The following is a 25,937-nucleotide window of genomic DNA, read 5'->3' as shown; positions in this document are numbered from 1 at the left end:
TTTTTCTTGACCATCCGCGAAACACGTTTCTGGACAATTCTGAGTTAGCGACTTTGCTAAATTAGAAAAACATGAATTAGCTCAAGTGTGGCAATCTTCTAGTTTGCCTACCAATTTCATCTTTTCACTACACTTTCAATCGCTATCGGAAGCATATTGCTTTGATCAGGTGTCCAAAAACATCGCTATAGCCTTCTGAGGGACTAGAAGTGCCAAAAAGGAGCCTGATCTGGCATATTTAACATATTGGGTACTTAACACACTAACAAACAGAAAAAATGCGAGGCAAAATTATCGTACTGAGTGCAATTCATGGCATAAGGTGTTAAGGTGAATACTTATCCGCTAATTTTATGGCTTATCAATTGAGGGGGAATTAACTATGACCCTACAAATGAGTGACCTTGAGCTGTAGAAAATTTTTCTCGTGGGAAAGTTTAATTGGTTGTTAGAGGATAAGAGAGGATTTGGTGATGTGGTTTGTCGGTGATAAGCCGCTGTGAAGCGAAGCTGAAGAGATATTTATAAACCAATTTGTGTTTGTCGATGCTGAAGAGCAAGTAATTTATTGGCAGTGCCAATTTGCAAGCATGTCTACAGATAAGTATTTCACTCCTCATTAAGGCCGCTATTTGGCGGCCTTTCTCGTATCTGGCCGTTACACGATCACTCCTGTTCGAGGATGATTCAACATAACAGCCACTTAACGCACCAACAAACAAACCTTGAAAAGGCGATTATGTATACAAATATTGAGTAAAGGTTTTTATTTTCTGAGGGGTAGGTCTATGGCTACAATTTACAAAGTAAGAGATGGTCAAGGAGAAGGTTGTACCGATGAAGGCACAGAAGTGTGTACAGAAAAATTACAAGAGCTGAAGTTCACGTGTCTTTTCCATGGAATGCAACCACCACAAATTGGAAGCGAACCATGTAACCCTTTCTCAGCCTTCCGTCATATTGTTATTCATGTTACTGACATTTGTGATCAAAAAATATTATCAAATGTTTTTTCGGATGGAAATGGATACTACCTTGTTGAAAATCCATGCTTTAAAGACTGGGAGCGCATAATTAACGAGTGATGCATTTCGTAACTCCCGAAGTTTTTACCGATTGATTAATAGGGACATAAAATGTATAGATTTGTACTACTTGCCACTCTGTTGTTGTCATGCAGGGTATACGCAATTTCGAAACAGGATAATCAAGAGTTTTACGAACAAATGGGTAAGCATTCCTTATGTGCAGCTATAGCCACGTATACCAATAACAATGAGCTCCATGATCAAATCACAAACTACATGTATGACAAGCTGGATACTTACGTAGATAGCGAATATTTAAGCAATACAAAGCGTGGTTTCATGGTTGGTTACTCTATCGGTATGTCGCAAGCTGTATTTGGGCAACTTTATACACAGCAAGGAAAGCCTCAAGGGGTGGATATAAAATCATTTGCCAAAATAGCAAATGCTCGTATGTGTCAAAACCTTAAGTTGAATTAAACATAAAACCCGTTCTATGTACCACCCAAAAGTGAGCCTCAGGTTGACTTTTTGGACTAGAGATTAGCGAAAGTATCACTAACCAACATTAACAGCCTGTGAATAAGTAATTACGTTAACTTACAATGGGGCATAAACGAGTTTGAAATTGCTAACTCAACAGTTCTTTTAGGTAGCTATTCCGCTTATGAGAGTGACTAGGCGCTTCGGTGATCAGCTTCATGTCATCTCTTCTGCCAACGATATGGATTTCACTTTCAGCTCTAGTAATTGCCGTATAGAGCCACGCTCTATCTACAATTCTTCCTTTTTGCAGAGCAATAATGATGCGTGGGAACTGTGAGCCTTGGGCTTTGTGTAAGGTGATGGCATAACCCAACTCCATGCAGTCGAGAACGGATTGTGTTATCTCGATCTTTTCACCTGTATCTAGCGTCACTTCACCGTAACTATCACCAGAGGGTTTGACGCTGGTTAGCATACCAAGGGAGCCGTTCTGAATACCTTTGTCGTAATGATTCTGCGTAAATAACACCGCATCATTGAGGCGAAGTGGCAGAAAGAACTTGTCACCATTGATTTCGAACTCAAGGCTGGCGCTATCTGGGTTAACGGCTTGCTGGGTGAGCTTATTGATTTCTGATACGAGTGCCTTGGTTGGAGCCATGACACGACTGCTATCAGGGGATTCTTGGTAAAGATCGCAACAGACTTTGGCAATGTCTGTTTTACTGGTTTCGTGAAAGTGTATTGCACCTGTGCTTAATTGTTCAGGCATCACACCTTGATTGATGAGCTTTGAGTATTCAGGGATACCCGTTGAACCATCCTGTCTTTTGACGATATCTAGCATCGTATTAGCCACCGTTTTTGCTTCAACGATGTCTGCCAACACCTTGCCGCAACCTATTGGTGGGAGTTGGTCAGGGTCGCCAGTGAATATCAATCGTACAGAGGGGTGAATGTGATTCACAAGGCGATACATAGTCGGTAGGTCAATCATGCTCGCTTCATCGATGACCAGTAGGTGATTGGGCTTCTCGGCACTGGGTTCAATAGGTTCTTCACGCAGCAATTTGGCAATGGTTGAGGTAACAAAACCGATTGATTCATGAAGTCTCATTGCGGCACGACCACTGAGCGCAACGGCGTGTATTTCAAACCCAAGTTGATGGTAAGCCCTGAGAGCTGTTCTGAGTACCGTTGTCTTGCCTGTTCCTGCACCGCCCGTAATACAGCTTACCGAATTATCCAGACACGTTGTTACGGCTTCGATTTGTTTAGGAGTTAATTCGTAGGGAAGTTCCGCAACCGCAGAGCAATACGCAGCATTGGCGTTTTCATCAAACAAGTCATTTCGCTTAATCAGTGTATTTAGCCGTTTGGCAACGACACTTTCCATCAGAAGTTGCGCCGTTGGATGGTAGGCTCCTGTGTCGGGATTTAAAATATACTGAGCTTTATCATGACCTGATTGGAACGCCTGAGTGACCAGTGTTTTGTCTTTCAGTAGCTTGTTGAGATAAGGGCGCACATTGGCATGAGTGGTATAGGTGTGACCTTTTTCAATCTCCTTGCGAATCGCCATTTCCAGAGCAGCGCTGAGCCTTCTTGGGTCATCCTTCGCAACATCGCTCTTAAAATCCGTTACCTTGATAATATCTTCAATGGCACTGAACGAAAGACCAAAGCCCATCAAAGCATAAGGATTATCCTTAATTACCTCTATGGAGGCTTCACCGTGATGCTTGAGCAGCCGTTGCTGCACACTGGCGGGGATGTTGTGCTCGCTCATCCAGTTGCAATGTGCCAGATTTTTATACTTGGCGTACCCCTTAAAGAGTGCTTCCACTGAATCTTCACTCAGAATCGATGTCAGACGCTTTCTGGACTCTGGGGTGTCATTTCTCAGTGTGGCATGGAAGTCTTTACCCAAGAGATGCCAGAGCGCCCTAGCTTTGCTTTCACCAATACCCTTGAAGTCACTTTCTCTGGCGATAAAGCGTATCAGTTGCTCACCTGTTTCGGGTAAAGTGCATTCAATATGCTTGGGTGATTCATAAGTGTGCTGCTGCATTACATAATCACCCATCTCCATATTTTCTATCTGGCGAGCGCCTTTGACTGACCAATGCTGACCCAGCGTTGGAAGCACAGGGATGCTATCGGGGTCGGCTTTGATGGTGACGTAATACTTCCCACTATTGGTTTTGTAAGAGTCTTTCGCCAGCGGTACACCGCTGAATATCACCATCTTGGTCGAGCGATAAGGGATACTGGTTACACGCATTTGGTCTTCATGCAATGCGGTATTCATCGTGGCATCAACCCCATTTCGGATAAGGTTTCAGACAGCTCACCGAAGCGCTCAAGTCGCTTTTCAAGCTCCTTGACCTTGGCTTTCAATTCAATGTTCTCAGCTTCCAATGACGACACCCGCTTTGAATCGAGAAGCTTTCGATTTGCTGTGTTGTCGTAGGCTTGAGGTTTGCCCTCATTCTTCTTGGCAGCGTCGGTCAACGGTGGCAGGACACCTTTACCGCGCAGCTCATCTTCTAAGGCTTTGAGTGCTTTCTTGAGGGCAGGATTTTGGTTTAAAGCCGATTTTCCACAACCGATACCTTTTGCCACTTCAATACGATTAAGCTGACCTCTGAACACGATTTGCTTAAACTCATCGTCCGTCTGTGTGGCTTTCCAGACCTCAAATGCCTCAAGATTTTGTTGCGCTTTCTGCTGCCCACTTGCCATTAGTCATCTACCTCACCCAATAGCTTGCGAAGCCCTGTGACAAAGCCTCTAGGGAATACTTCGCTGTTGTATTCCATGTCTTTTACCTGACCCGCCTGAGTATATAGCCAGTCGTTTTTTTCCATACATTCATCAGAAATGGCATACGCTAAGGCTTTTTTCTCTGATTCGGTGAGTACGCCTGATAGGGATGGCAGCACTTCCACGCTTGGTTCTGCGGTGGTGTCAAACTGGCGCACAGGGCGTTTGTCGATGGTAATATTGGCGTGTTGCTTGAGCAAATTAACCTCTTTGCGGTAACGGTTACGCTCGGCAATGATTTGACCAAACAAGGCGCGTACCGCAGGGTCTGGGATGCGCTCTAACAGTTTATTATCCGCAGGGATGGATTTAGACCGTGAGGTGTTGGATAGCGGTTTTTTGGTATTGGTATTGTACTTTGCCGCCCATGCTTCGATGAGTGTTCGGTAGTGCTTGTTACGGGTAGCACGCAGAGCCTCATACGCCAATCCACCATTTTCAGCAGAAACTCGACCAATTTGCGTGATGGAGAAGTCACGCTGACCTGATTCCGCATAGGTTTTTAGCGTGTCGTTGAGCTTATCGAGGTTTTGCTGAGTGCGAGGTACTTTCCCTTCTTTTAAGTCAGCCAGAATGACATCAATATCGAGTTCCATTAGCCCTCCAATAAGTTCGGTAGTGCGATGCCATCTAGGTGAATGGCTTTACCAGTCAGTGCATGAATACCCTGAGAGAACAGTTTGTTATCAGTCAGGTACTCACCCGCTTCGATGTAGCTCGCCACTTTGCGGTAGCCTTCAAGTTTGTCGTCAGGGTCGGCGATTTTTGCCATTTGGCGCAGCATGGCATTGGCGGCGATGAGTTGTTGTTTATCGTCCATTTCCATGAAAATCGGCTCAAAGCCTTTTTTCATCAGCACTCTACTGAGTTGCATCGAGCGCTTTTGAATAACAGGGGTTTTACGCAGTTCGTCCTGCAAATCAGGGTAGAATTCAGCGTCATCACAAAGCAGCGATAAGTGCAGTAACTCTGAGTCGGTTTCGATAAACTTCAAGGCATGGCTGACATCTTGCTCAGAGCCAACCGCAATCAGTTTATCTTTGGTGTCATCCTCATTTCTGGCTTCTTCGACACGAATGATTTTCCGAATCAGTTCAAAGCACGCTATCCAATCTTTGGCGTATTCATCGGCTTCGACTTGCTGTTTTTCATAGCGGCGCTGTAGGGCTTGCAGTTCATCGTGCTTGATAAACGGTTTGCCTTGCTCTTCACAAAAGAATTGTTCGTCTTTGAGGGCTTCCAGTTCACCTTCAATCTCAACAGATAGGTTAGCGGCCTGATGCGCTTTGTAGCTCAGTTGATTGAAGTGGGCATTTAGAGCTGGAAGGTATCGTGCTTCGGTAATAAACCAGCGGCAGCGAATACAGTTCTCAGCGCCATGTGGCACGCTGGCATAAACGCGATTTGCAGCAGTTTTTGAATCCTTAATCAACTCTCCACCGTTCCAACAGCCGCCAAGAGTGCTGACTTCATCCGATTTCACAGTGTTGCCTCCCACCAAACACAGACCACACGAGCGCTCTTCCCAACCGATTGGATTGCGGTTAACCAGTGCTGCCTGAATGCTGTCATCGCTGTGATACACCATCTTGCACTGGATTTGCTCCATCGAGGCATCTTTAAGGAAATTGCGTACCGATTGCTTGGATTTTGCGTCTAGCTCTCCATGCGCTTCGTCCATTTTTTCTGCCATCACTGATGGGGTAATTTTGTTGTAGTAGATGGTCATCAACAGGCGCGTATGTCCCGCCAGTAATTTAGAAATAACAGGCAATGGCAATTGAGTGTCCATCGTATAAGCCGTGATGAGTGAGACTCGCAAACTGTGCAATGGAAAGAGCGTGGCAACCTTAGCACCTTCTTGCGTATCTTCTGGGTAATCCACAACCAGTTTCAAGCGCTCGCCGTTATCAAGGGTGTTGCCACGCTCTGCGAGTTGGTTTTCTAGCGCCAATAAGAGTTGATACCAGAAATGCGCTATATTTGCGTCACCTGCAATTGGTTTGTGCTTATCCTCACCTTTTGCCGAGGCATCCCGAAAAAGAAAGGCTATTTCCCCCATACTTTCTAGCTGCTTATCCGATTTCTTCGCGCCAGTATGCTTTCTCAACAATGTAGTGCAGTCGGTTGGTTTAGAAATTGGATTGTATTTTTCTTGCCAGTTACGCAGTTTTTCCAGCCAATGCAGCACTTCCTCGTTTTGCCAAGGGATGATGTAACCACGCTCTAGTTCGTCTTTGTTCTGATCAGCAGTCTTGTTGGTGTTGATATACAAGCCTGTGGAATACAACCCTGTTATGGTGTCGTGAATGCGGCGGAAGACTCCTTTACCAAATGGGCGTTTTTCACTTCCAAGGGCAAAATCATGCTTGGTGTTCAGCACCCATTGACCTTGCTCGTAGCACCATGTGTCCGCTTCACCGCTGTCCAGCATACGCACCTGATAAGTGCGCAGTGGTAGGTGGAACTTCATGAAAATCACCATCGCTTTGACGGGCGACCAGATTTGGTGAAGGGTGATTTTCTTCTTCCCCTCTCCTTTAATACTGCGAGTCACCTCTTTGGTGCGCCACACACAGTCGGGGTCGGACTTATCAATCAGCTCAGGTTCCACTTCAAACCAGTCACCACTCATATTTCCTTGTCCTGTTTGCTGTTGCGCCCATGTCCAGTGCTTAAAATGGCGGTAGTGATAAGTTGGAAGCAAGGATTCATCGTCCTTGAGGTTTTGCTCAATGACGGCCAGTTCGGCTTTATCTGGCAGCGGACAAAGGATTTGGCGTAAGTCCTGAATGTAACGATACGGCAAGGGATTGCGGACAGTTTCCGTCGCACTATTTTGCCGTTTGATTTTGCTGAGAGGGTTTTGAACCAGTGGCACAAGATTGCCATTGTCATCTTCTTCCAAGAACACTTTTTCGATAACAAAGTCGATGAAATCACAAGGATAGTTCACTGTTATTGCAGACCGAACAGGTGCGTTGATAGTTGTTCTTACTACTTTTTCTAACTCTTCGCCAGAGCATTGATGTCCTTTGTAGCCCTTAAAAAACAACTCGATATTATCAATTGAATAAGATGCATATTTATCAAGGTAGGACTCGAAGAAGTAGATTAACGCTTTCTTCTTATCATCAATGCCAGTTGTTTGTGTCGCTATCCACTCAGCCGCCAGTTCCTGCCACTGCTGCCACTCAGCACCGAGCGTAGTAAGCATCCAAGAGAAGGCTAAATCCGATGAGCGTCCGTCATACTTTTTGATTTTTTTCGCCATTATTTACCTCTCAATTTAGGATGTTTGCCAGTGAAGCAGCCCTGCGGGTCGATGTCATCGAAACCATCCTCGACCAGCGCTTTCCAATCGAGTGCTTTGACTTTGGATTCAAGGTTTGCCAGTTGCAGTGTAGCTTGGGTCAGTTCGTCAGAGATTTCCTGCTGGCTCTTGCCTGTGTAGGGGATTTGTGAGTCCAGAGACTTGTGATGCATACAACGGCGGATTACCAAAGGGTTCAGCCCTGAACGCTCAAGTCGTCTGCCGTAATTATGTCGATGTCCGTGGGGATCTAAACCTTCTGCCTTGTTCGGCGCTAAGCCGACACGCTTCAAGCCGTTGGCGTAGTTATCATGGAATGCATTAATGGTGTAAGGGTTGCCTAACGCACGGTGATGAAACGAAATAAACGCATAAGGGTGGTGACAGTCGATGCTGGCACGGTATTTTTGATAGGTTTTCCACAGTGACATAAACACTTTGCCATAGTCGGTTGGAAACCATTGAACCTGTATGTAGTTGTCTTTATGGTCAACCACACGATTCTTCCAGCCAAGATGAGCTGTACCTTTCATGCGCTGGCGAGGGATACGCGCATACTTTTCTTTTAAGTACGTTTCTCTATTCTGATTTTTAGAGCGAACTTCAGGGTCACTTGGCGCTTTGCCATCGACTTCATTATAAATTCGAACGATTGCGCTATCTGGGTTGTAGGGGTCTTCAAGCACATCTGTGACCCAAAGCGTTAAAGCCTCACTTTCCCGTAACCCGCCACCGTGCATAAGCAGGAGTATTAATTTGTCCCTGAGTGCCACTCGTGGGTCGCTCGCGCCACCGATGCCGTTCATATAAAAATCTTCCCAATGCTTTTCAGGAAAGGCGATAGCGTCATCTTCGGTTTTGGTGAGTGGTGTGCGCCCCTTGATGGTTCGCGCCTTACGGATGGTTTTATTGACGGTCTTATCTTCGATATGACCAAGGAAATCATTTTGGTTTTTTCGATACCATGCGGCGTAATTGAGCCGCTGTTCATGAGGTGTGGCATCACGCAAGGGATTCATTGACACAGTGCCTTGCTTATTTGCCAACCAATCGGTGAATGCCGTCAGTCGGTGAATATGCTTATTAACATTACTGGTCGAACTGGGCACCCAATACAAACCTGATGGGTCAAGTCCATCCTCACCAATCGTTCCTGTATACAACCGCTTAGAAAAGGTCTGGAAAAGCAACTTCGGATCGTCAAACAACCCTCTATTGGCTTCCATGTAATCCAGCAACAAGGACACCGCTTGAAGAAACCCATTCATGACGGAGTTACTCACACCGTCCGCCTCTAGCTTGAGTAGGTAGTCCGTGACCGTCCTTAACTCTCCTTGCTCAGTTAGCAAGATAGGCAGTTGGCTTTTGATGCCCGTATTGTCCTCTACAATCGTTGCTCTAACTTTTACTGATGACAAACCATGCTTTCCTTATACATGCTGTACACATAAATCACTATATACCTAATATAAGCATTGCACAATAAAAAGGCAGATTTCTCTGCCTTCATACATAATATACACCTTTTAAGTTACTATATATAACCTAGGCTCCCTTTTTACTTATTAGCTCTAAACCATCGCTCTGGACGGTGGTGATTGTTTTAATCTTCAGGTTGTTTTTTAGTCGGGTCAGTAACCTGTTCGTAAGGCCAGTAATGATGGCCGATGCGGATCATCAGGGTTGCTGCAGCTAGAATGAATGCGGCCAATGACAGCCACACCACGAAGATGCCGTCGAGCTCTTTCATGCCCAGGGTGATATAGCGAGCTATCGCCATAATGGCAATATAAATCGGATAACGTACCGGGATTTTTCCGTGGGCAACAAATTGCTGCACCATTGCCAATACTTCCAGATAGATGAACATCAGAAGAATATCGGTTAGCAAGATTTCTTTATTCACATAGACATGTATGAACTCGGTTACCATTGCTGCAATGGTGGCAAGAGTGATAGCAACGAGAAGAATCGCCTCGAGGATGTGAAACAACTTCAAAAAAGGGCTGGTGAACCCTTTTGGCAGACTAGAAGGCATCTAAGTTTCCTTTTGCGCTACGCGCTTATGTTTATTATCTGTAGGTATATTATATGAGTGTATATCGCATATAAAAGCGATGAATTATTGCTGTCTGGTATCGATGATGGTGAGGCTAGAAACAGCCTAAGTGTAATGCCCCTTGATTCATAACATGCATTTTAAATGTTGATTATGATCAAGAATAAAAATGATAATTACTCTCACTACCTTGATTTACATTTTGAAACATATAGAATGCAAATCGTTCTCGTTTCAGCTTTGTCCAATAATAATGAAGAGTTACCCGCTCTGTAATGGATACTATAAGAAGGAAAAGTAGTGAAGAAGTCAGTTCTTAGCGTTGCAATTGCCGCCGCTGTATTTACAACAGCGGCGAGTGCCACAGCTCAAGTAGAAGTATTAGATAAAACACATCAACCAGCTGGTAGCTTTTTAGCCTATACCGAGTTTGAGCTGTCGGGTGAACCGCTAGCTGAATCTCTTGGTTTGGATCTTGATGTTCTCGACCCAAATATGGCCGATGAACCAACCCCTTTTGATTTTGCTGCTGGTATTGAAAGTTATGAATACTCAGAAGAAGCAATGTACGCACTTAACTACCAGTCGACAATGGGTCCGCACCTTGTCAATGGTCCGGTTAACCGTGCACGTGGCGGTCAGCTAGCAGATTTGGGCAAACGAGTGATCGAGATGGCAGAAGCTGTAGGCTTCCCGGTCAGCGAAATTCCGCAGAATATGTACCCAATTTCTATCCCTTATGTATCAGGTAGCCCGGAGTTTGCACAAAAGCCTGACACGACGACCGTAAATGGTGATGAAGTAGAAATCTTGACGGCTAAGGGAAATAGTAAAACGGTTCAGACTGTTGTTCCTGCCTATTTCCGTGACTATAAGTCACTGGCGTGGGATGAAACAACATTCGACAAATCTTTCAATCCGGCGGCAACTGGCGGCATCCTTCTGAAAGAAGTGATGTGGTCGCAAGACTTCCTTGGTGGCATGCACGTTACTGAGACAGACGAAGAAGTTGAAGCGGATTCGGCAACGATGGATCACGATGGCAAGCACAGCCTAGGTGTTTCGGCGGCCGATGGATTTAACGGCATGATGCTGACTGAAATGTCGATCGACAAGCTGCAAATTATGCAACAGCAGCTAGGTTTTGACGGCAAGAACCTAGGTGTTAAGTTCGGCCCTGATTACAATCCGGCCAAAGGCCCGATTTGGTTTGCGCATAAAGTGGCGGTAACAGAAGGTACCAACAACGGAGTGAAATCTATTGCACGCCTGAAAGTCACTGATAGTAAATCGACACTACGTGATACCTGGTCAACACTGTGGCCTGTTGCTGAATTCTTTGCCTACAGCGATCAGCGTACGGCTAATAGCGCACAGAATCCTGCCTTCCTTGCGGTATTTGACGGTGCTCCGTTTGCATCTGCACCAAAAGCCAATATCGATACGAACGAGAACAACGATGTGGTTGCTAATGACGCATTCTCGTTGGCTAACAACATTTCAAACCTACTGTTCAAAAACATTGCGGCTCTGCACTACAACCAAGCTCGTGGCACATTTGTCACTGAATACAAAGACGGTAAGCAGGGCAACATGGTAGACACATATGATGCTGCATACTCCATTGTGGCTTTGTCAATTTACCAGCGTGCGAAAGATGCCCTGCCGGTAGGCTACGCTTCGGCTGAATCTGGTGATGTCGATCTGAAGACGGCGGCAGGTAAAGAGGCACTGGCGATGATCAAAGCCCAGGCTGACTTTATTATCAATCAGCTAGTTGACAAAGACGGTTTGGTGTTTGACGGTCTGACGCTGGCAAACGTTAACAAGCTAAGCAAAGACAAGTCACTGGATGCACAGTTTGCTGCTATCCGTGGTCTGGTTGCTGCGTACCTTGCGACAGATGATGTGAAGTACAAGCAGGCTGCACGCTCAATTTACCTTGCGGTAGAGAAAAACATGTTTGATGAAAACATCAATACATGGGCAACGGTACCGGGTAAAGCAACGATTCATACTCCTTACACTGAAGCGGCAATTTCTGGCGGTCTACGCGAGGCTATCCTTCACCTGAAGAACGAAGAAGGTGAAAACGAGCCGGCGCTTGAGCTGACAATGCTAACCGATCGCTATGTAAGCTGGTTCCGCGGTGTTATTAACGGCGGTATGCAGTTAGCTGAGTGGATGGGTGATTCGGGTGAGAACCAGATCAAAGGCAGCAACTCTACCGATACCGATGAAGACGGCGTGCACCAGATTATTGCCGCTGGCGGTAAGTTCGGTACTGCAATGACAATGGCTAACAAAGCCAGCGTGAAGTAAAAGGTAAGTGTAAATCTATACCAATTAGGCAGCGATTTTAGATCGCTGCCTTTGTCGTTTCTATTTCTCGTATCTGAATAATGAAGTGTTGTTGCTGTTAGTAGGTTTGTTATGTCTGTATCTCTGAGTTCGGGACAGAAGTCTCAAGTTGGCGGGTTTAGCCTGTGGTGGCACCGGTTGGCCTACCATCACAAATGGGCTGAGTCGTTGCTTTATGTGATGTTTTTTAGTGGGCTATTACTGTGGGATACGGTAAATGTAGCCTGGCAGCTAGAACGTTGGAGCTTACTGGTTCATATGCTGGTGGGGGCCACGCTTTTTACGCTTATCGTTGGGGCTTTCTGGGGAGCTCACCGACGTCTGATCACTTCTAGTAATAAGCCTTTTCTACGCCAGACGGGAACAGCTATCGAGTGGTTACTGATTACCTGCAGCCTGAGTGGTTTCTACTTGTTTTTCTATGGTACCCCGGGGAACCCTTTAGGGGTGTTTATTCAGGATGTGCATTTTTACTCATCATGGTTGCTGGCACCTCTGGTGTTTCGGCATGCAATGCGCTGGAGCGTATTGAACCTAAGCAAATACGTGAACACGTTTCTAAATCGATAAGAGCTTGAACAGGCCGTAATTCATTGAATTTATTTATATTGGGGAGCACATGTTAGCCAGCTTTTTAATAACCCTACGTGAGGGGCTCGAGGCCTTTCTATTAGTCGGTATTGCCTTGTCGTATCTCGCCAAGCTCAATGCCCGCCACTACAACAAGTATATCTATTTGGGCGTATTTGTTGGTCTGCTGCTTTCCCTGGCGGTAGCCGTTGTGTTCCAGGTGGTTGTCGACCAATTTAGCAATGAGCTATATCGCAACTATCTAATGGCTGGGATCTTAATGTTCGCTACCGTTGTGCTGACTTATATGGCCATCTGGATGCAGAAGCAGGCCAAAAACCAAGTCGCTCAGGTACAACGCGAGCTGACAGATATGGTCAGCACCGGCAATTTATTTGGTCTGGTACTGCTTTCGACCCTTGCTGTATTGCGCGAAGGTTTTGAAACCATTTTGTTCTTTTCAGCTTTGATGTATTCGAATTTTGGTGAGTTCAGTACACAGGATGCGTTGATTGGTGCAGTTTCGGGGTTGATCCTGTCAATTGTATTGGTTTGGATGATGCTCAAAAGTACGCGAAATGTTCCTCTGCGCTCGTTCTTCCGTTGGACGAGCCTATTTATCATTATTATCGCGGCAGGCTTGCTGTCATCGGCGATCAATATGTTGCAGGCAGCCCATGTACTGCCAATTATTCATGCCCAGCTTTTTGATATATCCCATATTCTCGATGACCGTGGCGTCTTTGGTACCTTCCTGCGAGCATTGTTTGGTTATAACTCGTCACCGGGGTTATTGCAGCTGGTGGTTTGGGGCGGCTACATGCTGACGTTTATCTTTTTCTGGAAACGAGGTTATCAGCAGGTATGAGTGTTTCTACTGAAAAACATATCGCCGTACTCGGGGCGGGCCCCGCAGGTTTGATGGCAGCGTGGGAACTGGTTGAGGCCGGGTTCAAAGTGACCATTATTGAGCGCGATGATCATGTTGGTGGAATGTGTGCGACCCAGACGTTTAGCGGCAAGCATGGCGAGTATCGCTTTGACTTCGGTGGGCACCGTTTTATAACCAAGAACCCCAAGCTGCTTGAGTTTGTTGATGAGCTGATGGGAGAGGACTTGCTTTACGCGCAGCGCAAAAGCGTGATCCGCTATCGTGGCCGGATCTATCAGTATCCGCTGGCAATGGTTGATCTGATCAAAAACGCGCCTCTGCCTTTATTGGTCGGTGGTGCGATTGATCTTGGTAAGCAGCTATTTAAACCCAAACCGCAAGACCAGTCGACAGTCAGTTTTGCCGAATGGATTGAAAGCCGTTTTGGTACCACCTTGTATAAACATTTCTTCGAAGGTTATACCGGGAAGCTATGGGGCATTGATCCGGGTTTCTTGTCTGGTGATTGGGCTTCACAACGCATCAGCTTGATGGATTTGAAAGATGTGGCGCGCCGACTGCTGCCGGGCCGCCGCTCATCGGTTCGCACCTATGCCCGTCAATACCGATATCCGAAGCTGGGTTTTGGCCAGCTCTATACCCGACTGGCTGAAGTGCTGGAAACCAAGGGGGTGGAGATTGTGCTAAACAGCGATGTCTGCGGATTGACTGTCACTCATGATAATAAGATTGAGGCTGTTGAGTACGAGTATGAAGGCGCTGTAACAAGCCTATTCTGCGACGAGGTAATTTCGACATTGCCATTGTCGCTGATGTGCAAGCTGACCGGCTTTGACAGTGGCCTGGAGTTCAGGTCATTACGCTTTATGAATATGCCGATGGAAACAGACAATATTTCTGATAACACATGGCAGTACTTGTCTGATCCCGAAATCTTAGGAACAAGGTTACAAGAGCCCAAGCGTCGCTCGGCCCATATGGCTCCTGAAGGTCGCTCATCGGTGATGATCGAGATCCCCTGTGACAAAGATGATGACATTTGGTCTATGGAAGGCGACCGTCTGCAGCAGCGAGTGTTTAGTGATCTTGAATCGCTAGGCGTCGATCCGAAACTGGCAACCGGCGAGTATTTTACTTCCTATACCGAGCATGCATACCCGTTGATGGATATGACTTATCAGACCAAGCGCGAAAAGGCGATCACGCATTTATCGCAGTTTGGCAACCTGATCATGACCGGCCGTCAGGGGACCTTCCGCTATATTTTCACCGATACTGCGATGGAAATGGGCATGATGGCGGCACAGTCAGTTATTGATGGTCATGACCGCCGACGGGAAATCTTTGACTTCCGCAATGAGAAAACGGTGATTGAAGTTCAGAGCGTTGCTTAACGCAATTTGCTGTACATGGAGAAAAGAATGAAACCAATAATGCTTACTCGTGTATTTTGTGCCGGCTTTTCCATCCTATTGGGTCTGGCTATCAGTACATCCAGTTACGCCTACTCGTATGCCGCGGCTGGGAAAGAGCCGGTTATTGACGGGCGTGAGGCGATCATGCAGGCGATAGCAAATAACGATTTTGCAGCCGCGAAAGAGGCGGCAGACGGTTTGCATGATGAGTTTTCCTACTTGCTTAATGAGCATCAGGTCGATCTGCTGACCCCGATGGCGCAGGCCTTGGCAAATAAGGATGCGGCCAAGGTGGAGGCCGTTATGGATCACGCCGTGATCGAAGAGATCATCCGTCGCCTGGAGGGGGCCGAGAAGAACCTCGGTGACTATCAGGTAGCCAAGGTGCTGGTCGTCAAAAGTAAGCTGTTTCTTGATTTGATCATGCCGAAGCTGGATCAAGTTAGCAGGCAGCAAGCGACAACAGCGATTCAGGGAGTACTGGCTGCTATTGGTAACCCTGGGGTTTTTGGTGTAGGGCAGGCACCGGCAGATCCTGAGGCTTTCAAGCATCAGCGCGCGTTGCTTGTTGATGCAATTAGCCAGTTGAAATAGCCGGTTCTGCTATGTCGCAAGATAGGTATCAAGGTAAGTTGCGAGCTTTCTCGACCACAAGCGAGCTTGGGCATCTGGCTGGTAAGCTTAAGTATGTGATTGTAATTACCTTGGCCTACGTGGTTTGGTGGCAATGGATACGTAGTTTTCCGCTGGAGTTAACCAGTGATGATGCGCTCAATTTCTCTCGGGCGGTTGAGCGTTTTTCGGTGTTGGAGTTTCGCCCCCATTTCCCAGGATATCCGGCGTTTATCGGTTTTTCCCGACTGGCGGCTCTCTGGGGCGAGCCGATGATCGCACCTGTCTGGGTCTCGTTGTTATCGGCGACGCTGATCCCGCTACTCATCGCTCGGCTGGTTTTTCTGCTGTCGAATTCGCTTGCGGCTGCCACTTTGGGCTGTCTGTTGGCCTTAATGCAGCCACTGCTAGCCTCGATTGCTCTGAGCGGACTTTCTGACTCTGCCGCAATTATGCTGTTTATGCTGGCGTTAATGGCCGCGATACAGCAGAAAAATGGCATGGTTGGAATTTGGATTGGTCTGATGCTTGCGTCTCGACCATCCTATTTCCCGTTGGCATTAGGCATGGTGATGCTGCCATGGTGGGGGAGTTATACCGGGTCGAAAATACGCGCATACCTGCAGGCGGGCAGTGCCGTTGCGATGATTGGCCTGCTTAGCCTGAGCTTTATCTGGTTTCATGATGGCGCGGCCTATTTCGAAGAAGGGCTCCGCTTTACCCAGGGACATTTTGCGATCTGGGGTAATACCGTCGAAGGTGATAGCTCAAGTGTATGGCAATGGCTACAGGCTCTGGGTAAAGGCTTTGGCTGGCTGGGGTTAGTCACGGTTGTTATCTCGTTTGTTATTGTCACTCTTGGCTTTTTCGAAATAGCTGTGTCTGGTCGCGCTCGTCTAATAATCACGAGTATTAAAAGAGAAGATCTGGCTGTTATCGTGGCAATCGCCTGGCTGTATTGGCTTTGGATCACGCTCGGGCAAAATCCTGACAACCTGCGTCATTGGGCACCGGTATTGTTTTTGTTTTTGGTTGTCATGCCAGTGCAGCTAGTCGTACTTGGTAAACAGCCAGAAGCAGGTTGCTGGAGGGGAAATACTGCAGGACTACTTGCGGCCGGCTCTATTTTGTACTGCTTGGTGCTGGGGTTTCTGAGTATTGCTTCAGCTTCAAGTCAGGCACCGATTCAGCAGGTCATTGCCTTGATCAAGGCTAACCCGCAGGTAGAGGTTGTCGGTACCAACTACAGCGTGAATTTGCTCCGCGATCAGTTAGGAAGTCTCGCAATTTATGACATGTATTATCCCAGTAGCCAAGTGGTACTGGTTAATTCAGACAAACGTAATCCTCAAAGTGCGTGGCGTATATCGGGCACGCGCCTTAGCTGTCAGCGGCTAGTAGCCGAGTTTAAACCAAGGTTCCATGGTGAAAGGGGCCTCTTTGTATATCAAATTAGCCAGTGATTTCGGTCGCTGGCTTGAATGTAGTGTGAGTGTATAGGCGAATGATAGTAAGAAATAAATATAAGCCTGCGAAACGATTTTTATTGTTGATGCTGGTGTTGCTCAGCCAGTCGGCATTGGCAATCGAGAAAAGTAGTTCGATGCTGTTTAATTTGGACAAGAGCCAGATAATTAGTGCCAACTTTGATGCTGGAAGCGTCAGTCTTCTTGCACGAGACAGTGGCAGCCTTGTTGCCGAGTCGACAATCGGCCGAGATATTCGTCGAATTGCCCTTACTGACGATGGCAAGCTATTGCTGGCAACGGATTATTTAAATGATCAGGTAGTACTGCTGGACGCTAAAAGCTTAGAAGCCAAGCGAGTAACAGCAGTGCCTTCGCGACCATTCGGGGTCGTTTATGATTCGCGGCATCAGCAGTTCTACGTTACGAGCTTTGAGCGTGATAAGCTTCTGGTGATCAATACTGAGGGTGATGTCACCTTGATACTGGACACGGCTTCTACCCCGCGAGGGCTGGCACTTACCGATGATGGTCGCCTGCTGGTGACTCACTCGCTGTCAGGTCAGGTTTCTATTTACAACGTGCTTGGCGAGCAGCCGCAGTTGCAGAAGGTTGTACAGCTGGCTGACAGTGCTGCTGACCCAGTCAAAACGAATCCGCAGGGCAAGCCTCGTCTATTGGATAATATTGCTATTTCCCCTGATGGACGTCAGGCATGGCTACCTCATGTGCTATGGTCATTCGGCCATGATTTTCAGTTTCAGTCGACGGTATTCCCTACTGTTTCTATCCTCGACTTGGAGGCAGGGAATGAGCATGAAATTGTTGACGAGCGTAAGCAGCTATTTAAGCAAATTAATATCATCGAAAGCGGCAACAGGATCCGTATTGTTTCTAACCCACATGATGCCGTGTTTACGGATGACGGTAAAAAGATCATCTTTACCTTGGCCGGGTCCGAAGATCTGATGGTGTTTGACCTGTCGCGCCAGGGTAAGAAAAACAAAAAGCGTCATCGTCGCAAAAAGTTTCAGGGTGGGGTGAAAGCAACTCAGATCTATCGCAATGTCCCGGGTGATAATCCTCGCGGCCTGCTGGTTACCGGACGTGAGCTTTACGTGCAAAATGCAATGTCACTGGATATTGCCAAGTTTGATACCGGTGCTGCCGGTCCGTTTGCCAAGGTAAAGCTGACACAGGCAGATTTTGCTGATTTGGTCTCTGTCGATCCGCTACCAAAGCAATTGCGCCAGGGTAAAACTTTATTTAACAGTGCCAATATGGCCGACTCGCCTGATTTTCCAATGGCTGGCGATTTCTGGATGAGCTGTAATTCGTGCCACCTAGATGGTTTTAACTTTACTAACCGTCAGTTAATGGAAGATGGAAAGAAAGATCGTTTCAGTAACGCGCTTACTGGCCATGTTGATGTTCGTAAAATGATCGCGGGAGATCCGATTGGAGCTTACATCGATATCATCCAGAAAACCCAGGGCGGGATGGGGGGAGATCCTCGCGAAGAAACACTACCGCCAGTCAGTATTGAGAATCCGCCGCTTGAGGCGGCCAAGATGATGTCGGCGCTGAACGAGTATGTACGTGCGCCGGAAAACCTGCCATATCTATCGACCTGGTTACGGCTGGACGATAACAAGCGTTATACCCACCCCGATGAGTGGATCAACTCTGCGGAATGTGCCGACTGCCATACCACGATTTACGATCAGTGGGCGGATTCAAACCATGGCATGAATATGGATCACCCTTACTACCGCTTTCAGGAAGATGTTGCCGCGCAAAGTGAAGGCGAGGAGTTCCGCGTGTTGTGCCGTGGTTGTCACGCGCCACAAATGGTGATCAATGGTGACAACAAACCGATGACCGATTTTGGTGATATGTGGGAGAAAGGCGGAGCGTCTCTGAAAGAGGCTTATGCCCATGGCCAGTCGGTGAGTGAACGAGGAACAGGCTGCGTATTTTGCCACCGGGTTACCAAGGCTGAAAACGCGGGGGGTAACACTGATATGACAGTCAACATCAAAGATCGTGATAGCTATGTGTTCGAAGATGCCAAGAACAGTATGCTGAAGTGGCTGTCTGAGAAACAGATCAATGCCTCACCTGAGCAGCACAAGGCGTCATATTCAAATCCTGAGCTTTACCAGAGTTCGCTCTATTGTGCGACGTGCCATAACGAATTCACAACCGGGCAGGGGGCAAATATCAATGATAACTTTGGTGAGTGGCTGGCATCTCCGTTTAATGCGCCAAATGATCCGAAACAGCATAAAACCTGTATTGATTGTCATATGACCCAGGATGTGACTGACTTCGACAATAAGGTCGGTGGCCAGTCAACCAATGATGGGCCGATGAAGTCGAACCTGCGTTCCCATCACCTGGTTGGGGGAAATTACTTCTTTACCGGTATGCGCAATCCTGAACACAAAAAGATGAGTGTCGATATCCTGAAGACGGCGCTGAGCCTTGAGGTGGACAAGCAGGGCAGCCAGCTAACCGCGAAGATCACCAATGTGAATTCCGGCCATGATATGCCGGGTGGGGCGCGCCGCCAGGTGTGGCTAGAAGTGATTGCGACCGATGCCAACGGTAAGCGTGTCTACAGTAGTGGTGTGATGGAAAACGGTGTGATCCCGAAAGACGCCCGCAAGTTTATCAAGATCGGCGTAGATAAGGATGGCAAGCCGGTTGGATTGCGTTTCTGGCGCTATGTGAAGATTGGCAAAGATACTCGGATTAAATCGGGTGAAACCCGCAATGAAGTGTTTGAGTTGCCGAAGGATGCAGAGTACCCGCTAACGGTGTCGACTCGGGTGCTTTACCAGGTCTTCGCCAAGGGGCTGACGGACAAAGTTCGCAATGCCTATCCGGAGGAAAATATTCCGGAGCCTGAGGTAATCGAGCTGCAGAAAGTAGTGAAAACTTACTTGTCGACTGCGCAGTAGAAAGTAGTCCGGTCTAGATGTCTTTGGAGATCTAGACCGGACTTTCATAGAAAGATTCAGTTTGGTATTACCAATCTACCCCTTTGCGGGCTTTGATCCCGCTTTCAAAGGCATGCTTGATGCTGCGAACTTCGGATACGGTATCGGCCAGTTCAATCAACGAGCGATGTGCACCACGGCCAGTCACGATTACTGACTGCATTGCCGGACGGTTCGAAATTGCTTCGACAACTTCATCTAGCTCGATGTAGCCATAGGTCACCATATAGGTCAGCTCGTCCAGCAGTACGACATCGTAGCTGTTATCTGCGAGCATCTTCTTACACTCGGCCCATGTCGCCTGTGCGGCTGCAGTGTCGGCTGCCTTATTCTGGGTTTCCCAGGTAAATCCGGTCGCCATCACGGCAAAGTTGACCCCGTGCCCTTCGAGTAGATTACGTTCGCCGCAGTCCCACGTACCTTTAATAAACTGACCGACGCCGCACTTCTGGCCATGACCGACTGCACGGGCGATAGTTCCAAACCCCGACGTCGATTTACCTTTGCCATTGCCGGTAATAATAAGAAACAGGCCTTTTTCTTCCTGTGCGGCCTCAACACGCGCATCAACTTCTGTTTTCACTTTTTGCTGGCGTGCTTTATATCGTTCGTCCTTATTGGTTTGATCAACCATTGGTTTCCCTTAATCTATCTGAATTCGAGTCAATCTCTTGATTCTTTGTAGCCGGACTACGTTTCACCTAGAGTAGTGCGAGTAATGCCATGTAGCCTGCTATTTCGGTAAGCTGCTGTGTGGCCCCAAGACAATCACCGGTATAGCCGCCAAGCTGGTGTTCAAACCATTTCCCGCACAGCACCCGGGTTGCGAGCAAGACCAGTATCAGCACTGTCGCCGCGTTTAGCGGCAGCAGAAGCAATATAATCAATCCTGTCGCAATTAAAACCCACAAATCTTGCGGACTCTGTTGATTTGCTAGCGGTTTTACCTTGCTGGTTTGATCGGCTCTTACATAAGGGTATGAAAAAATCAGGCTGGCAGCGCAGATCCTGCTTAAAGTATGCATAACCACAAGCAGCAGTGCAGGTAGAAAAGGGTCTATTTCTGCGATAGCTGCGAGGGTCAGCCATTTTATGCCAAGCGCCATAACAAGCGCCGCAGCCCCATAGGTACCAAGTCGTGAGTCTTTCATGATGTTGAGCTTTTGTTCAACATCCCACCCGCCGCCAAAGCCGTCGAAAACATCAGCCAGCCCATCTTCATGAAAGGCACCGGTGGCCAGCAGGCTGCAGCCCATGGCAAAGGCGATGGCGATCTCTGGTGGAAACAGTGTTAGCGTCAGCAAATAGACGGCGGCACTGATTGCACCGACAATGATACCTACGACACCAAAGTAGCGGTTCGCCTGATTTAGGCGCTGCGTCGAGTAGGGTGTATTGGCGGGGATCGGGATCCGGGTAAAGAATGCCAAAGCAATGAGAAATATCTGCCATTGTTTTTTCAGCCCGACAGTATCTGAATCTGCCGTTTTGACAATCGCACTGTCTGTACAGGGTGCTAGTTTGTCGCTTGGGTCACTCACACCGTTACTCCGGCTTCGCTGAAACTTGCCATATTGTTATAAAACTCACAGGCCGAGCGGAGCATCGGTAGTGTCAGTGCTGCGCCTGTACCTTCTCCAAGTCGTAGACCAAGATCAAAAAGGGGCTTGGCCTCGAGATGCTGCAGCATACGCTGGTGGCCGGATTCTTCAGAGCAGTGGCAGTATATGAAGTAGTGGTTTGCCTCTGGATGCATGGCGGTAGCCAACATTGCGGCCGCTGTTGAAATGAAACCATCAACCAGGATGGTCATCTTTAGCTCGGCCGCCTTCAGCATTCCGCCGGTGATTTGGGCAATTTCGAAGCCACCGAGGCAAGCCAGGATTGTTAGCGGGTCCTCAAGCTGTGATTGGTGTAAGTCAAGCGCCTGGGTTATTAGTGCCTGCTTGCGCTGTAATTGTTCGTCGGAAATACCGGTTCCGCGGCCAACACACTCATCGGCAGGAATATTCAGTATTGCAGCCATAATGGCGGCTGCACTACTGGTATTTCCGATCCCCATTTCACCAAAGCCGACTAGGTTGCAGCCCTGTTGGTGCAGGTCGGCAACCAGGCTGGCTCCGAACATCAGTCCTTGGGTCGCGGTCTCTACAGACATTGCCGCCTGTTGGCTGAAATCTGCTGTGCCATTGCCCAGTCGCTGCTTAACAAGTTGGGGGTGATCATCTGCTTCAAGTTTGGTTCCAGTGTCAATAACTTTTAATGCCATGTCATTTGTTCGGCAGAAACAGTTGATGGCAGCACCGCCGGCGAGAAAGTTCATTACCATCTGGGTGGTCACTTCGCTGGGGGCAATGCTCAGTCCATGCTGTGCGATACCGTGATCGCCTGCAAAAACGAGTAGGTGAGGCTGGGTAATAGAAATTGACTCGGCTTGTTGTATCAGCGCAAGTTGGGCCGCAATATCTTCCAGTTGGCCTAACGAGCCCTGTGGTTTGGTTTTGTCGTCAATTTTATGCTGGATCTGTGCTAATACCGAAGTATCTGGTGAGGTGATGGTAAACATCGATGCCACTCTCCCTGTTATTGGCTATGGGGGGCCGCTGCAGCAGTGTATCAGTTGTATTGCTGTTGATTGAGCAGAAATTTTGCGCCACTACAGTAACTAAGGCAATGGTAAAGTTAGAAAAGTTTTTTACTGTTTCGTAAAACAGAGTTGAGCGCATAACTTTGCCTTCATTTAATGGTATGATGTTCCATTAATTATTGGCAATAATTATGGGTAGGTTCAATGAACAGTAAGGCGTTTGCAGTTATTTTTCTAGTAATGTTCATTGCTGGATGTTCAAGTCGTTTGCCGACAGACAGCGAACAACCAACTAGCTTGATCCAGAACAGCGATCAAATGGTAGAGGTTGAATATATCCATGATGCAACCGGTTTACAGTGGGTATCACCGAGTTTGGAAATTTCACAATACGATAAGCTCAAGATTGAACCGGTTGGATTGCATCAGGATGCCCGAGCTGTTCGCCAGATCCCTGCTGCTGTTCTGAAAAGGGTATCAGGACGATTAACCCAGAGGCTTACGCAGGAACTTGGCGAAGGGGTTCCGCTGGTCGAAAAGCCTCAACCGCAGGCAGCGACCTTAAAAGTTATGATAAGCCGTGCAAGCACCGATATGGAAGATCTACAGATCACCGAGGTATTGCCGTATGGCGCCTTAATTGGCGGTGCCAAGGCACTGTTAGGAACTCGGGATCGGAATGTCAGAATTTTGGTGGAATCACAGTTGGTCGACAGTCAGACTGACGAGGTGCTGGCTGAACGAGTCGGGGTGATTTTGGCAAAAGGTATCTTGGAGAATGATACCGTCGAGTTGGAATATGATCAGATCAGGGAGACGGTTGATCGTTTCACTCAGGATATTGTCCACTTCATTCGTCTCACTGCGTATCAGGCGACAATTAATGAGAATGAACAAGGCTAATTAGACTTCATCCTTTTTGCGGGGAGAGTATCCTGCTTTGTGCCAAAGCTCCTTCTCAAGAGATTTGGGTATTGTATGATGGCACCATATTGTCGTAGGGAGAGATGGGTATGAGTAGTCATACGAATAGGGTTCTTGTTGTTTGTATGGGGAATATATGCCGTTCTCCAACGGCTGAAGCGGTACTTCGTTCCAAGGCCAGGATCCGAGGTGTTGAATTGGACATTGATTCGGCTGGAACTATCGGTTACCACCAAGGAGAGCAACCCGACAGCCGTGCCCAGACCGCTGGTGAGGCGAGGGGATACAGCTTTTCTGGTATACGAGCGCGACAAGTTGAAGCTGATGATTTTGAGCGGTTTGATCTTATCTTGGCTGCTGACGAAGCTAATTTGAGAGATTTAAAAGCGATCTGTCCCGTGCAGCATCAGCCTAAGCTGGCGTTATACCTTAGCTACTCTAATAGCGGGATCACTGAAATTCCGGATCCGTATTATGGTGGCCCTCGTGAGTTTGAGGAAGTGCTGGATCTGATTGAAGACGCGACTGAACGGTTACTGGATACCTTTTAGCTTGCAATAAAAAAACGCCCGCATATGCGGGCGTTTTTATGAAAGCATTGATTACCCTAAGGTATCAGTTGCTACTTTGTAGGTTGGATCTTCCAGCATATTCACTTCAACCAGGTTACCGGCTTTCTTAAGTAGTGAACGGCATTCAGTACTTAGGTGGCGAATGTGCAGAGTTTTACCTTGGCTTGCATAACGTTCAGCAATCGTATCGATGGCTTCAATTGCTGAGTGGTCAGATACGCGTGACTTAGCAAAGTCGATGATCACATCTTTAGGGTCGTTCTTCGCGTCAAATAGCTCCAGGAAGTGAGAAGCCGAACCAAAGAATAGCGGACCGTTTACTTCGTAGACCTTCGAGCCTTCAGCATTAACATAGCTTGATGCATAGATGTGCTTTGCATGATCCCAGGCAAAAACAAGTGCCGAGTAAATCACACCAACGATAACAGCCAGTGCCAGGTCGGCTGCAACAGTTACACCGGTAACCAAAATAATCGCAAAGAAATCGTGTTTCGGTACCTTACGCGCCATTTTAAAGCTCGCCCACTCAAAGGTGCCGATAACTACCATGAACATGACACCAACCAGTGCTGCCAGCGGGATCATTTCGATCAATGCTGAGCCGAACAAGATAAACAGCAGTAGGCCAACTGCGCCAGTAATTCCGGACAGGCGTCCGCGACCACCAGAGTTAATGTTGATCATTGACTGGCCGATCATCGCACAACCACCCATAGCACCGAAAACAGAACAAGTCACATTCGCAAGGCCTTGGCCGACACATTCGCGGTTACCTTGGCCACGCGTACCTGTCATTTCATCAATAACAGTTAGCGTCAGTAGCGATTCAATTAGACCAACCGCAGCAAGAACCAAAGAGTACGGCAAGATGATTTGCAGCGTTTCCATGTTAAAGCCCACTTCAGGCACCGCAAATGTTGGTAGGCTACCTGCTAGGGTTGCATTCGCATCACCGCTCATACTACGTACGAAGTCGATAACAGTACGAGACTCAAGATCCAGGCCATGAACCAGCGCTGTAACCGTAATAATGGCAACCAGAGAAGATGGAACGGCAGTCGTCAGTTTTGGCAGGAAGTGGATAATAAACATGGTTAGAGCAACTAAGCCCAGCATAAGGTATAGCTGCTGGCCCTGCATCCACTGCATTACGCCCGCGGCATCAGGCACTTTGAACTGGCCTAACTGGGCAAGGAAAATAACAATTGCCAAACCATTAACAAAACCAATCATCACTGGGTGAGGAACCATACGGATGAATTTACCCAGTTTGAATATCCCAGCCAGGATCTGCAGCACACCTGCCAGCATGATAGCAGCAAATAGATATTGAATACCGTGCTCGGCAACAAGGCTAACCATCACAACGGCCATCGCACCTGTCGCACCAGAAATCATACCTGGACGGCCACCTAAAACAGCTGTAACCAGACCAACGATGAAGGCTGCATATAGGCCGACCATAGGGTCAACACCTGCAACAAAAGCAAAGGCTACAGCTTCAGGTATTAGGGCCAAGGCTACAGTTAGCCCTGAAAGGACGTCATTTTTGACGGATTGACGCGAAAATTGTGGGAATTCAAACATTTTCTTTAGTTTTGTTCCGGTTCGGTTATGTAAAGAGCGTAGGAAGACGCGAATCCTACAGAAATATGTGATTTAGTTCAACTTTCAAGCGGGGTTTGAGCTCGAATTTTGTTCAAATTGTAGGAAACTTTGATGTCAATTAGGTTAACTGTGAAAAATGATGCTTTCTTACATTAGGCGAGTGAAAAAATTAAGTAAAAAAAAAGCCATGCATTAAGCATGGCTTTTCTACTT

General features: G+C 47.4%; 21 protein-coding genes. 11 read left to right on the top strand and 10 right to left on the bottom strand.

Translation table 11 applies throughout. From position 1 onward, the window contains the following. The first annotated feature begins 788 nt into the window (after positions 1 to 788). Both MD588_RS18840 and MD588_RS18835 read left to right on the top strand, forming a co-directional pair. Complete coding sequence (locus tag MD588_RS18840) at positions 789 to 1,085, top strand: hypothetical protein (RefSeq protein WP_265699170.1); 297 nt, start codon at positions 789 to 791, stop codon at positions 1,083 to 1,085. Between the two features lie 51 nt (positions 1,086 to 1,136). Continuing rightward, on the top strand, positions 1,137 to 1,508 hold the full coding sequence (locus MD588_RS18835; RefSeq protein WP_265699169.1) for a hypothetical protein: 372 nt from the start codon (positions 1,137 to 1,139) through the stop codon (positions 1,506 to 1,508). 151 nt (positions 1,509 to 1,659) lie between these two features. On the opposite strand, the gene MD588_RS18830 is transcribed toward MD588_RS18835, so the two are convergent. The 6 genes from MD588_RS18830 to MD588_RS18805 all read right to left on the bottom strand — a co-directional run bounded on the left by MD588_RS18830 (position 1,660) and on the right by MD588_RS18805 (position 9,691). Next, the gene (locus tag MD588_RS18830; protein WP_265699167.1) at positions 1,660 to 3,825 is read right to left on the bottom strand and encodes an AAA family ATPase; all 2,166 of its coding nucleotides are present in this window, start codon (positions 3,823 to 3,825) and stop codon (positions 1,660 to 1,662) included. Beyond that, positions 3,822 to 4,259 carry a VPA1267 family protein gene (locus MD588_RS18825; protein ID WP_102484573.1) on the bottom strand — a complete coding sequence of 146 codons (438 nt, stop codon included), beginning with the start codon at positions 4,257 to 4,259 and terminating at the stop codon, positions 3,822 to 3,824. The genes MD588_RS18830 and MD588_RS18825 overlap by 4 nt, the downstream gene beginning before the upstream one ends. Further along, complete coding sequence (gene gmtX / locus MD588_RS18820; RefSeq protein ID WP_265699166.1) at positions 4,259 to 4,936, bottom strand: gamma-mobile-trio protein GmtX; 678 nt, start codon at positions 4,934 to 4,936, stop codon at positions 4,259 to 4,261. Before gmtX ends, MD588_RS18825 begins: the two co-directional genes overlap by 1 nt. Next, complete coding sequence (gmtZ, locus tag MD588_RS18815; RefSeq protein ID WP_265699164.1) at positions 4,936 to 7,614, bottom strand: gamma-mobile-trio integrase GmtZ; 2,679 nt, start codon at positions 7,612 to 7,614, stop codon at positions 4,936 to 4,938. The genes gmtX and gmtZ overlap by 1 nt, the downstream gene beginning before the upstream one ends. After that, positions 7,614 to 9,071, bottom strand: a complete 1,458-nt coding sequence (gmtY, locus tag MD588_RS18810; RefSeq protein ID WP_265699163.1) for a gamma-mobile-trio recombinase GmtY — start codon at positions 9,069 to 9,071, stop codon at positions 7,614 to 7,616. The genes gmtZ and gmtY overlap by 1 nt, the downstream gene beginning before the upstream one ends. Before the next feature lie 185 nt (positions 9,072 to 9,256). Further along, complete coding sequence (locus tag MD588_RS18805) at positions 9,257 to 9,691, bottom strand: phosphate-starvation-inducible protein PsiE (protein WP_265699161.1); 435 nt, start codon at positions 9,689 to 9,691, stop codon at positions 9,257 to 9,259. A 321-nt stretch (positions 9,692 to 10,012) separates the two neighbouring features. On the opposite strand from MD588_RS18805, the gene MD588_RS18800 reads away from it, so the two are divergent. The 7 genes from MD588_RS18800 to MD588_RS18770 all read left to right on the top strand — a co-directional run bounded on the left by MD588_RS18800 (position 10,013) and on the right by MD588_RS18770 (position 19,994). Further along, a complete protein-coding gene (locus MD588_RS18800) occupies positions 10,013 to 12,034 on the top strand; it encodes a hypothetical protein (protein WP_265699159.1) in 2,022 nt (673 codons plus the stop codon). 111 nt (positions 12,035 to 12,145) lie between these two features. Further along, positions 12,146 to 12,643 carry a hypothetical protein gene (locus MD588_RS18795; protein ID WP_265699157.1) on the top strand — a complete coding sequence of 166 codons (498 nt, stop codon included), beginning with the start codon at positions 12,146 to 12,148 and terminating at the stop codon, positions 12,641 to 12,643. A 49-nt stretch (positions 12,644 to 12,692) separates the two neighbouring features. After that, entirely contained in the window at positions 12,693 to 13,511 is an 819-nt protein-coding gene (locus MD588_RS18790) for an FTR1 family iron permease (protein ID WP_265699156.1), read from the top strand. Continuing rightward, on the top strand, positions 13,508 to 14,929 hold the full coding sequence (locus tag MD588_RS18785) for an FAD-dependent oxidoreductase (protein WP_265699154.1): 1,422 nt from the start codon (positions 13,508 to 13,510) through the stop codon (positions 14,927 to 14,929). The genes MD588_RS18790 and MD588_RS18785 overlap by 4 nt, the downstream gene beginning before the upstream one ends. A gap of 27 nt (positions 14,930 to 14,956) precedes the next feature. Continuing rightward, complete coding sequence (locus MD588_RS18780) at positions 14,957 to 15,544, top strand: hypothetical protein (protein ID WP_265699153.1); 588 nt, start codon at positions 14,957 to 14,959, stop codon at positions 15,542 to 15,544. Positions 15,545 to 15,555: 11 nt separating this feature from the next. After that, positions 15,556 to 17,025 (top strand): hypothetical protein, encoded by a 1,470-nt coding sequence (locus MD588_RS18775; protein ID WP_265699152.1) that lies wholly within the window; start codon positions 15,556 to 15,558, stop codon positions 17,023 to 17,025. Between the two features lie 41 nt (positions 17,026 to 17,066). Beyond that, positions 17,067 to 19,994 carry a multiheme c-type cytochrome gene (locus tag MD588_RS18770; RefSeq protein WP_265699151.1) on the top strand — a complete coding sequence of 976 codons (2,928 nt, stop codon included), beginning with the start codon at positions 17,067 to 17,069 and terminating at the stop codon, positions 19,992 to 19,994. A gap of 67 nt (positions 19,995 to 20,061) precedes the next feature. On the opposite strand, the gene cobO is transcribed toward MD588_RS18770, so the two are convergent. The 3 genes from cobO to cobT form a co-directional block, all read right to left on the bottom strand. Then, positions 20,062 to 20,667, bottom strand: a complete 606-nt coding sequence (gene cobO, locus MD588_RS18765; RefSeq protein ID WP_265699149.1) for a cob(I)yrinic acid a,c-diamide adenosyltransferase — start codon at positions 20,665 to 20,667, stop codon at positions 20,062 to 20,064. Between the two features lie 67 nt (positions 20,668 to 20,734). After that, positions 20,735 to 21,529, bottom strand: coding sequence for an adenosylcobinamide-GDP ribazoletransferase (locus MD588_RS18760; RefSeq protein ID WP_265699176.1), 795 nt, complete (start codon positions 21,527 to 21,529; stop codon positions 20,735 to 20,737). Between the two features lie 41 nt (positions 21,530 to 21,570). Beyond that, positions 21,571 to 22,599 (bottom strand): nicotinate-nucleotide--dimethylbenzimidazole phosphoribosyltransferase, encoded by a 1,029-nt coding sequence (gene cobT, locus MD588_RS18755; protein ID WP_265699148.1) that lies wholly within the window; start codon positions 22,597 to 22,599, stop codon positions 21,571 to 21,573. A gap of 225 nt (positions 22,600 to 22,824) precedes the next feature. Here cobT and MD588_RS18750 point away from each other — a divergent pair, with 225 nt between their 5' ends. Next, positions 22,825 to 23,523: a DUF3313 domain-containing protein gene (locus MD588_RS18750; protein WP_265699147.1), complete on the top strand. Its 699-nt coding sequence runs from the start codon at positions 22,825 to 22,827 to the stop codon at positions 23,521 to 23,523. 110 nt (positions 23,524 to 23,633) lie between these two features. Then, entirely contained in the window at positions 23,634 to 24,095 is a 462-nt protein-coding gene (locus MD588_RS18745) for a low molecular weight protein-tyrosine-phosphatase (RefSeq protein ID WP_265699146.1), read from the top strand. 51 nt (positions 24,096 to 24,146) lie between these two features. On the opposite strand, the gene MD588_RS18740 is transcribed toward MD588_RS18745, so the two are convergent. After that, positions 24,147 to 25,703 carry a SulP family inorganic anion transporter gene (locus tag MD588_RS18740; RefSeq protein WP_265699145.1) on the bottom strand — a complete coding sequence of 519 codons (1,557 nt, stop codon included), beginning with the start codon at positions 25,701 to 25,703 and terminating at the stop codon, positions 24,147 to 24,149. Between the last annotated feature and the right edge of the window lie 234 nt (positions 25,704 to 25,937).

Source organism: Photobacterium obscurum, from assembly GCF_026191635.1.
In the GTDB taxonomy this organism is placed as follows: Bacteria; Pseudomonadota; Gammaproteobacteria; order Enterobacterales; family Vibrionaceae; genus Photobacterium; species Photobacterium obscurum.
The sequence above is the reverse complement of the archived record's forward strand: the minus strand, read 5'-3'. Positions and strand labels throughout refer to the sequence as shown.

Coding starts and splice junctions, on each gene's coding strand:
- MD588_RS18785 (WP_265699154.1), top strand. CDS start 13,508: ATGAGTGTTTCTACTGAAAAACATATCGCCGTACTCGGGGCGGGCCCC.
- gmtX (WP_265699166.1), bottom strand. CDS start 4,936: ATGGAACTCGATATTGATGTCATTCTGGCTGACTTAAAAGAAGGGAAA.
- MD588_RS18775 (WP_265699152.1), top strand. CDS start 15,556: ATGTCGCAAGATAGGTATCAAGGTAAGTTGCGAGCTTTCTCGACCACA.
- gmtZ (WP_265699164.1), bottom strand. CDS start 7,614: ATGGCGAAAAAAATCAAAAAGTATGACGGACGCTCATCGGATTTAGCC.
- cobT (WP_265699148.1), bottom strand. CDS start 22,599: ATGTTTACCATCACCTCACCAGATACTTCGGTATTAGCACAGATCCAG.
- cobO (WP_265699149.1), bottom strand. CDS start 20,667: ATGGTTGATCAAACCAATAAGGACGAACGATATAAAGCACGCCAGCAA.
- MD588_RS18795 (WP_265699157.1), top strand. CDS start 12,146: ATGTCTGTATCTCTGAGTTCGGGACAGAAGTCTCAAGTTGGCGGGTTT.
- MD588_RS18840 (WP_265699170.1), top strand. CDS start 789: ATGGCTACAATTTACAAAGTAAGAGATGGTCAAGGAGAAGGTTGTACC.
- MD588_RS18825 (WP_102484573.1), bottom strand. CDS start 4,259: ATGGCAAGTGGGCAGCAGAAAGCGCAACAAAATCTTGAGGCATTTGAG.
- MD588_RS18770 (WP_265699151.1), top strand. CDS start 17,067: ATGATAGTAAGAAATAAATATAAGCCTGCGAAACGATTTTTATTGTTG.
- MD588_RS18835 (WP_265699169.1), top strand. CDS start 1,137: ATGTATAGATTTGTACTACTTGCCACTCTGTTGTTGTCATGCAGGGTA.
- MD588_RS18790 (WP_265699156.1), top strand. CDS start 12,693: ATGTTAGCCAGCTTTTTAATAACCCTACGTGAGGGGCTCGAGGCCTTT.
- MD588_RS18805 (WP_265699161.1), bottom strand. CDS start 9,691: ATGCCTTCTAGTCTGCCAAAAGGGTTCACCAGCCCTTTTTTGAAGTTG.
- MD588_RS18745 (WP_265699146.1), top strand. CDS start 23,634: ATGAGTAGTCATACGAATAGGGTTCTTGTTGTTTGTATGGGGAATATA.
- MD588_RS18780 (WP_265699153.1), top strand. CDS start 14,957: ATGAAACCAATAATGCTTACTCGTGTATTTTGTGCCGGCTTTTCCATC.
- MD588_RS18750 (WP_265699147.1), top strand. CDS start 22,825: ATGAACAGTAAGGCGTTTGCAGTTATTTTTCTAGTAATGTTCATTGCT.
- MD588_RS18830 (WP_265699167.1), bottom strand. CDS start 3,825: ATGAATACCGCATTGCATGAAGACCAAATGCGTGTAACCAGTATCCCT.
- MD588_RS18740 (WP_265699145.1), bottom strand. CDS start 25,703: ATGTTTGAATTCCCACAATTTTCGCGTCAATCCGTCAAAAATGACGTC.